Annotated in this window: 6 protein-coding genes; 5 read left to right on the top strand and 1 reads right to left on the bottom strand. The window is 68.7% G+C overall.

The genetic code is table 11. The annotated features are described in order from the left end of the window. Positions 1-221: 221 nt before the first annotated feature. Together ACFVYS_RS33685 and ACFVYS_RS33690 are read left to right on the top strand one after the other, a co-directional pair. A complete protein-coding gene (locus tag ACFVYS_RS33685) occupies positions 222-1562 on the top strand; it encodes a radical SAM protein (protein ID WP_389508273.1) in 1341 nt (446 codons plus the stop codon). Beyond that, entirely contained in the window at positions 1559-2575 is a 1017-nt protein-coding gene (locus ACFVYS_RS33690; RefSeq protein ID WP_389508274.1) for an aminotransferase class I/II-fold pyridoxal phosphate-dependent enzyme, read from the top strand. The genes ACFVYS_RS33685 and ACFVYS_RS33690 overlap by 4 nt, the downstream gene beginning before the upstream one ends. 92 nt (positions 2576-2667) lie before the next feature. Here ACFVYS_RS33690 and ACFVYS_RS33695 read toward each other — a convergent pair whose 3' ends face one another. Beyond that, on the bottom strand, positions 2668-2814 hold the full coding sequence (locus ACFVYS_RS33695) for a hypothetical protein (RefSeq protein ID WP_389508276.1): 147 nt from the start codon (positions 2812-2814) through the stop codon (positions 2668-2670). 423 nt (positions 2815-3237) lie between these two features. Here ACFVYS_RS33695 and ACFVYS_RS33700 point away from each other — a divergent pair, with 423 nt between their 5' ends. From ACFVYS_RS33700 to ACFVYS_RS33710, 3 genes are all read left to right on the top strand, one after another. Continuing rightward, positions 3238-5037: a substrate-binding and VWA domain-containing protein gene (locus ACFVYS_RS33700; protein ID WP_389508277.1), complete on the top strand. Its 1800-nt coding sequence runs from the start codon at positions 3238-3240 to the stop codon at positions 5035-5037. A 25-nt stretch (positions 5038-5062) separates the two neighbouring features. Next, the gene (locus ACFVYS_RS33705; RefSeq protein WP_389508279.1) at positions 5063-5920 is read left to right on the top strand and encodes a hypothetical protein; all 858 of its coding nucleotides are present in this window, start codon (positions 5063-5065) and stop codon (positions 5918-5920) included. Between the two features lie 437 nt (positions 5921-6357). Continuing rightward, the coding region (locus ACFVYS_RS33710) for a transposase (RefSeq protein WP_389508287.1) at positions 6358-6530 on the top strand (173 nt) is incomplete at its 3' end.

The following is a 6530-nucleotide window of genomic DNA, read 5'->3' on the forward strand; positions in this document are numbered from 1 at the left end:
CGCGGTGCCGTCAGCATGGCATCGGGGTGCGATCGGGTGCTCGTGACGAAGGCGGGTCCTCGGCCACACCGGGCTCGTCAACGGTTACAGGTCACCGGCGGCCGTGTCGTGGACCGCGGGAGGGCGGGACCTGTCGTTGATGACGGATCGGATCGGGGCACCGCGTTTTGCCTGCCAGTACGGCCCATGGTGACTGGGGCCCGTTCATGCATGATGACGGGATGAATCATGGCGACCAGCGCTTCCACGTCATCGTGCTGTCGAACTTCGCGAAGGGCTTCGACAAGTACGCCTACGCTTACGGTAAGGCGGGCATTCCGGAGAGTACCTATCCCGACCGGTTCCACCTGCTGACTCGTGCGGAGTTGGGAATCGGCATCGGCAAGGCACGACGGCTGCTGGACCGGCTGGCCATTCCGGGCGACCGGCTGCTGGTACTGGAAACCATGGTGAACCCCGACAAGCTGGTGCCCAACGTGAGGACCGGCCTCGGCCTGGAACTGCACGAGGTCCGCATCCGGTTGTCAGCAGTCCACGAGCTCGACCAAGCAGGCGACGAGTTCACTCTGCGCCCGACAACCGTCGAGGACGCGATGGCCGCCTCCCTGCGCCTGCACGGATCGCCACAGCGTCGCTACGCCGACACGCGACCCCGTTCGGTGTCGCTTCTGCCGGTCGCCTCCGCCTGCCAGGCCCGGTGTTCGTTCTGCTTCTCCTCGGCTTCGATCTCCAGCGACCAAGCGCCGGCGCGGGTCCCATGGGACGCGGTCACCCACTGGCTGGAACGCGCCCGTGCGGCGGGTGCCGAGCGTGCGGTGATCACCGGCGGCGGGGAGCCCACGCTCATACCGTTCGAGCAGCAGCTGCGGCTGGTGTCCGCCTGCTCGGAGGTCTTCCCGAAGGTCGTCCTGATCACCAACGCGCACACCCTGGCGAAAGGCCGGCACGCCGACCGGGCCGACCGCCTCGCGGCCCTGAGCGCCGCAGGACTGAGCGTGCTGGCGGTCTCCCGGCACCATCAGGACGACGCCGTCAGCGAGCAGCTGATGATGCTGCGCACACCGGTGAGCTCTGTCATCGACACCTGGCGGGTGGAACGTGAGCGCTGGCCGGGACTGCGGATGAGGCTGATCTGTGTGCTCCAACGCGGCGGCGTCGCCGACGCGGCCGGGGTCGCCGGCTACCTTTCGTGGGCCGCGGCCCACGGTGCCGAGGAAGTCTGCTTCAAAGAGCTCTACGTATCCACCAGCACCGAGTCGCTCTACTTCGACCGCGCCGCCAACGTCTGGAGCCGAGAGCACCAGGTTTCGCTGTCCGTCGTCACCCGGTTCGCCGAGCAGCACGGCTTCGAACTGGCGAGCCGCCTGCCCTGGGGTGCGCCTGTCTACCACGGCACCTGGGACGGACGTCCGATGCGGATCGCCGCTTACACCGAGCCCAGCCTGCTCTGGGAACGCACCAGCGGGATCGCACGCAGCTGGAACGTCATGGCCGACGGACGGTGCTACGCCTCCCTGGAGGACCGGGCCAGCGAGATCGTGCCGGAAGATGCAGCGGCATGAGGTTCGAGGAGTTCCAGGAATTCCGGCAGCGCCGACTCGGTGCTTCCTCGTCGCTTCTGGACGCCGCCGAAACCAATGTGTACCGGGCGCTTGCTCCGATGCGACCGAAACCGCCGACCGACATGAGTACGGTGCACCGGTGCGATCTCGCCCGTGCCTGGCTGCGGCGCTTCGAGCTGCCGGAAGAGTGGTCCGGCCATGCCATGGTCTGTCGAGGGGTCCGGCACGGGCTCAGTGTGGTGTTCCACTGGCTGCGCGGCGTGCAAGCGCGTTTGTGGCTGCCCAGCGACGTCTACCCGGTCTACTTCGAGCTGGCCCGGGCCGCGGGCCTGGCGCCCGCGTCCTACCCGACGCTACCGGAGCCGGCCCTGCCGAGGTCGCCGACGGACCACCGGCCCGAATACCTGCTGCTCGCCAACCCCAGCAAGCCGCTCGGCCGATACCTCTCCGATGCCGAATGCACAGCGGCGATTTCGTGGTTGCGGCAATCACCAGGCCGCCACCTGCTGATCGACAGCGTCTACGATCTGGGATCCCCATTCGCTGCCGGCACACGGCGGTTGCTGGACACCGGTCGTGCGGTCCTGCTGCATTCGGTCACCAAGGGATGGCTGTGGCCCCGCACCTTCGGCGTGGTCCTGCTGGCTCCGGCGCAAGCCGAATTGGCCGAAGCGTTCCGGGCGGATACGCCGACGTCGGCACAGCTGAGGCTCGCCCACCGCCTGCTGACCGAACACAGCGACGTGCCCGGGCAGGTCGCCGGTGAACTGGCCGAACGGGCTGAGCGGCTGTTCGAACGTTTGCCGGACGAGGTGCTCACGGCGATTCCCATGGCGAGCCGGACATGCCCCGGCAACTACTTCTTCCCGGTGGGAATCCCAGCGGAGATGCTCGAGCGTGAGTACGGCGTGCTCGCAGCGCCGGTCAGCGTGTTCGGGCAGAACAGCTGGTCCGGCTCCATCCTGACCAGCCTTGCTGATGCTTTCGGCCCGACGCCGACGGTGACACGGTGAAACCACCGAAGGACTTGGCTTCATACGGCGATGCGGACTTGACGGCTGCTCGAGCGCCGGGTTGAGGTGGTGGTCCTCAAGGTCACCTCGGACTACTCGCGGCTCCTCTGCTGCGCGGCGCAGGTCCTCACCCGGGGCGCGGCCGGGGTGCGCACGCAGGCCGACCGGAACCGCTTGCCCAGGTCCAGCCCCGCAGCCCGCAGACAGATGACTTCGTCCTTCACGTCCTGCCTGGCCACCGCCGCATCCCCTCCCACACCAACCGATCGGACGGGGCTGCGCGCGGCGCAGGGACGCGCGGACGTGGTGGTCGAGCCGGATCATGCCGCCGCGCCCGCACCGGGATCCGAACTCACAGGCCGCGCGCGGGATGCGCCTGCCGGTCGATCCTGACGTCACCTCGGTCATTCCGTCGGAGAAGACCATCTGGGGCGCTTGGCGGAGGACCGAGCACCAGACGCTGGCCACCTGCCGCACCCCACCCAACCGCACCCCCACTGACCGCAAGCGTCAACAGGCGCAACCGAAAGGGCAGTTCGTGCGTCAGTCAACGGCAGGACGGGTAAACCGGCGCCTGCGGAAGGTGTTCTTGGAGGCGGACAGTTCGCTCTCCTCCTCCGCCGTCCCACCTGACGGGTGGTGAGTGATTCCAGGGGGGAAGCATGAACAGACGCTCGGGTGAACAAGGGTCGCGCAGGCTGCCGTTGTTGGTGGCCACCGCCATGGGGCTGGTGGCGGTACTCGCCACGTTTCTGGTGACCCGGGAGGTATCCGGCGGCTCCGGACCGGACTGCGGCGTCCGACTGGAGGTGAACTCCTCCACGGAGAAGGGCGATCTGCTCGCCGAACTGGCGAAGAAGTACAACACCTCGGGGCGCGAGCTGACGGACGGCAAGTGCGCCCGGGTAACGGTGTCCGAGACGAGCTCGGGCATCGCCATGGACGCACTCGCGCAGGGCTGGGACGAGAAGCGCGACGGCGCGCCCGAGCCGCAGGCGTGGACGCCGACCTCCTCGCTGTGGCTGACGCTGCTCACCGAGAAGGGCACCGCGTCGGACCGTACCGTCCTCACCGGTGACAAGCCCATCTCCCTGGCCACCAGCCCGCTGGCCATCGCCATGCCCCGGCCGATGGCCGAGGCGGTGGGCTGGCCGGAGAAGAAGATCGGCTGGCGGGACATCCTGTCGCTGACCGAGAAGGGCTGGGGCTCGCTCGGCCACCCCGAGTGGGGCCGATTCTCCCTGGGCAAAGACAACCCGCACACCTCCACCTCGGGCCTCGCGGCGACCGTGGCCGCGTTCTACGCCGCCACCGGCCGATCGAGCGATCTCACCCTGGACCAGGTCAAGGACCCGAAGTCCCGGGCGTTCGTATCGGGAGTCGAGGCCGGTGTGCTCCACTACGGCTCCGACGCGACCGCCTACATGGCCAACCTTGCGGAGGCGGACGCGAAGGGCCAGGCCCTTTCGTATGCCAGCGCCATCGCTGTCCAGGAGCAGCTGATCCACCTGTACAACCAAGGCAGCCCCACCGGCGACGTGAAACTCCTCGGCAAGGGCAAGAAGCCGAAAGTGCCGCTGGTGGCCGTGCACCCGGACGACGGCACCCTCATGCTCGACCATCCCTTCGTCGTACTGCCCTCGGCGAGCAGGGAACAGCGCGCGGCGGCCGCGGACTTCAGCGCCTTCCTCCTCGAAGCCGCCCAGCAGCGCCGCTTCCAGCAGCACGGCTTCCGCGACCACGAGGGCAACGCGGGGCGCGAACTGGCGGCCTCGGTCAGCCTGTCCGACGGAGGGAAGCGGAAGCTGTCCCTCATCGACCCGCCCTCCCCGCAGGTGCTCGGCGCGATCCTCGACAGCTGGGACGAACTGCGCAAGAAGGCAAGGGTTCTGCTGGTGATGGATGTCTCCGGCTCCATGAACGAGTCCACCGGAGGCGGGCAGAGCCGGATGGAGGCCGCCAAGAAGGCCGCCGTGGCCGCGCTCGGCCTGTACCACCCGGACGACGAGGTCGGACTGTGGGCCTTCTCCACCGAGACCGCCGACCACCGCGAGCCCTACCGGGAGATCCTGTCGCCCCGGCCCATCAAGGTGGGCAGGAGCCAACTCATCACCTCCATCAACGGGTTGAGCGCCGAGGGTGGCACAGCCCTGTACACCACGGTGCGCGCCGCCCAGCAGGCCGCCCTCTCCGATCTTGACACCGATCGGATCAACGCCGTGGTCGTCCTGACCGACGGCAAGAACGAATACCCGGCCGACAACGACCTCGACGCCCTGCTGCGCGATATCGACGCCACCCAACTGGAGCGCTCGGTACGCGTGTTCACCGTCGCATTCAGCGACCAGGCCGACTTCGACACCCTCAGCGAGATCTCGGCAGCCACCAAGGCCACCTCGTACGACGCCCGTGATCCCGCCGTCATCGACAAGGTGATGGTCTCCGTCATCAGCAACTTCTAGGCATCCGAAAGGAGTTGAGCACCTGATGAACGGCCGGAATCTCCCAGCCGCGGCCGCGGCCACGCTCCTGGGCGCGGCGGGCGCCGCGGCAGCGGGCCTGGCGGGGGCCGGGCCCGCCGCGGCCCTGCCCGCCGGTGCCGCCATTGGTCTGCTGGTCTGGACAGCCCACACCGTCACCGACCGGCTGACCCGCCGGCCAGGCGCCGAGGCCGGACGACGGACCGCGTCCGCAGGGCCCGGCCCCGTACGGTTCGCGTGGCAAGGTCCCGGCTCCGAACGGCCCGAGCCCCCTCCCGACGCCAGGCTGTGGCTGGAACGCGCCTCGGCCGCCGTCGGCAGACTCGACCGCCACCGGAGCGACAGCACCACCCCCACCCTGACCGAGGCGCTGACCGCGGCCGTCGCCTTCGTAGAGACCGCGGCCGACGAACTCCAGGCCCGCGCCGAGGCCGTCCGCGTCATCGACGCCACCACCGCGGGCACCGACCACCGGGCGCTGCGTGACGAGGAGCGCAGGCTGGACAAGGAGGCTCGGGCCTCGCAGGGAGCGATGCGGGAGGCCAAGGAGGCGTCCGCCCGCGCGATCGGTGAACGCGCAGCCTCCCTGCAACGCCTGGCGGAACTGCGCGAACTCCTCGTGGCTACGCTGGAATCGACCGTGCTGCGCTTGGAGGCCGCCGCCGAACGCGGTTCTCTGCTGGTCTCCCTCCACGCGGTCGGTGACGCCGCCACGGACGCCCCGGACCTCACCTGCCTCGAACACGAACTGGAGGCCGTGCAGGCCGGGCTCGACAGACTCGACGAGATCAGCCGCTCACTCCACGGCACCGAACGGCCCGACCCCGGCCCGGCCCCCGTGGAGCCGCATGACCCGCAAAAGTAGGACTGGCCCGCTGTCGGCCGTGACGATCTGGTCACTGATCGTCACACCCGCCGCGCTGTTCGTCGGGGGGTCTCTATGTCTTTCGTCAAGGCCGTGGTGCCGGGTGTGAGGCTGTTTGGGATGGTCATGCGGCGAGGACGACGGCGGGGACTCTGGACTCGTAGAAGGTGCCGTCTCGGAGCATGGCGAACAGGACGCTGATGCATTGGCGGGCGAGTCTTAAAGAGCGTTTTGTCCCGCAGAGGTTGTTTGGCGTTGATTTGCAGACCGAGCTGGTGTGTGGTCCTTGGGGCAGACGTGCCTGATGTGGGGCAGGGGATTGGTGTCGTCGTTCGGCGACCGTTTCGTTCCGTTCGCTCCTGTCTGATCCCAACGCGCCCCCGGTTGACCTCGTTTGCGCCCTGGGGAGGCGGCCTGCTCGACGGTACTACCGAAACATGACGCGACACCGCCCGTACCCGAGCGACCTCTCCGATGCGCGCTGGGAACTGATCGGTCCCACGCTCACGAGCTGCCGGGCCGAGCGCAGAAACAAGGGTCTCGACATCGGTCGCCCACCCGAGCATGACCTGCGCCGCATCATGGACGCCATCCTCTACGTCGACCGCAC

It is taken from the genome of Streptomyces sp. NPDC058295, from assembly GCF_042880655.1.
GTDB classification, from domain to species: Bacteria; Actinomycetota; Actinomycetes; order Streptomycetales; family Streptomycetaceae; genus Streptomyces; species Streptomyces coriariae.

What these genes read in the sequence shown, in the direction of transcription:
- ACFVYS_RS33700 (WP_389508277.1), top strand. Translation starts at nt 3,238, where the DNA reads ATGAACAGACGCTCGGGTGAACAAGGGTCGCGCAGGCTGCCGTTGTTG.
- ACFVYS_RS33685 (WP_389508273.1), top strand. Translation starts at nt 222, where the DNA reads ATGAATCATGGCGACCAGCGCTTCCACGTCATCGTGCTGTCGAACTTC.
- ACFVYS_RS33705 (WP_389508279.1), top strand. Translation starts at nt 5,063, where the DNA reads ATGAACGGCCGGAATCTCCCAGCCGCGGCCGCGGCCACGCTCCTGGGC.
- ACFVYS_RS33690 (WP_389508274.1), top strand. Translation starts at nt 1,559, where the DNA reads ATGAGGTTCGAGGAGTTCCAGGAATTCCGGCAGCGCCGACTCGGTGCT.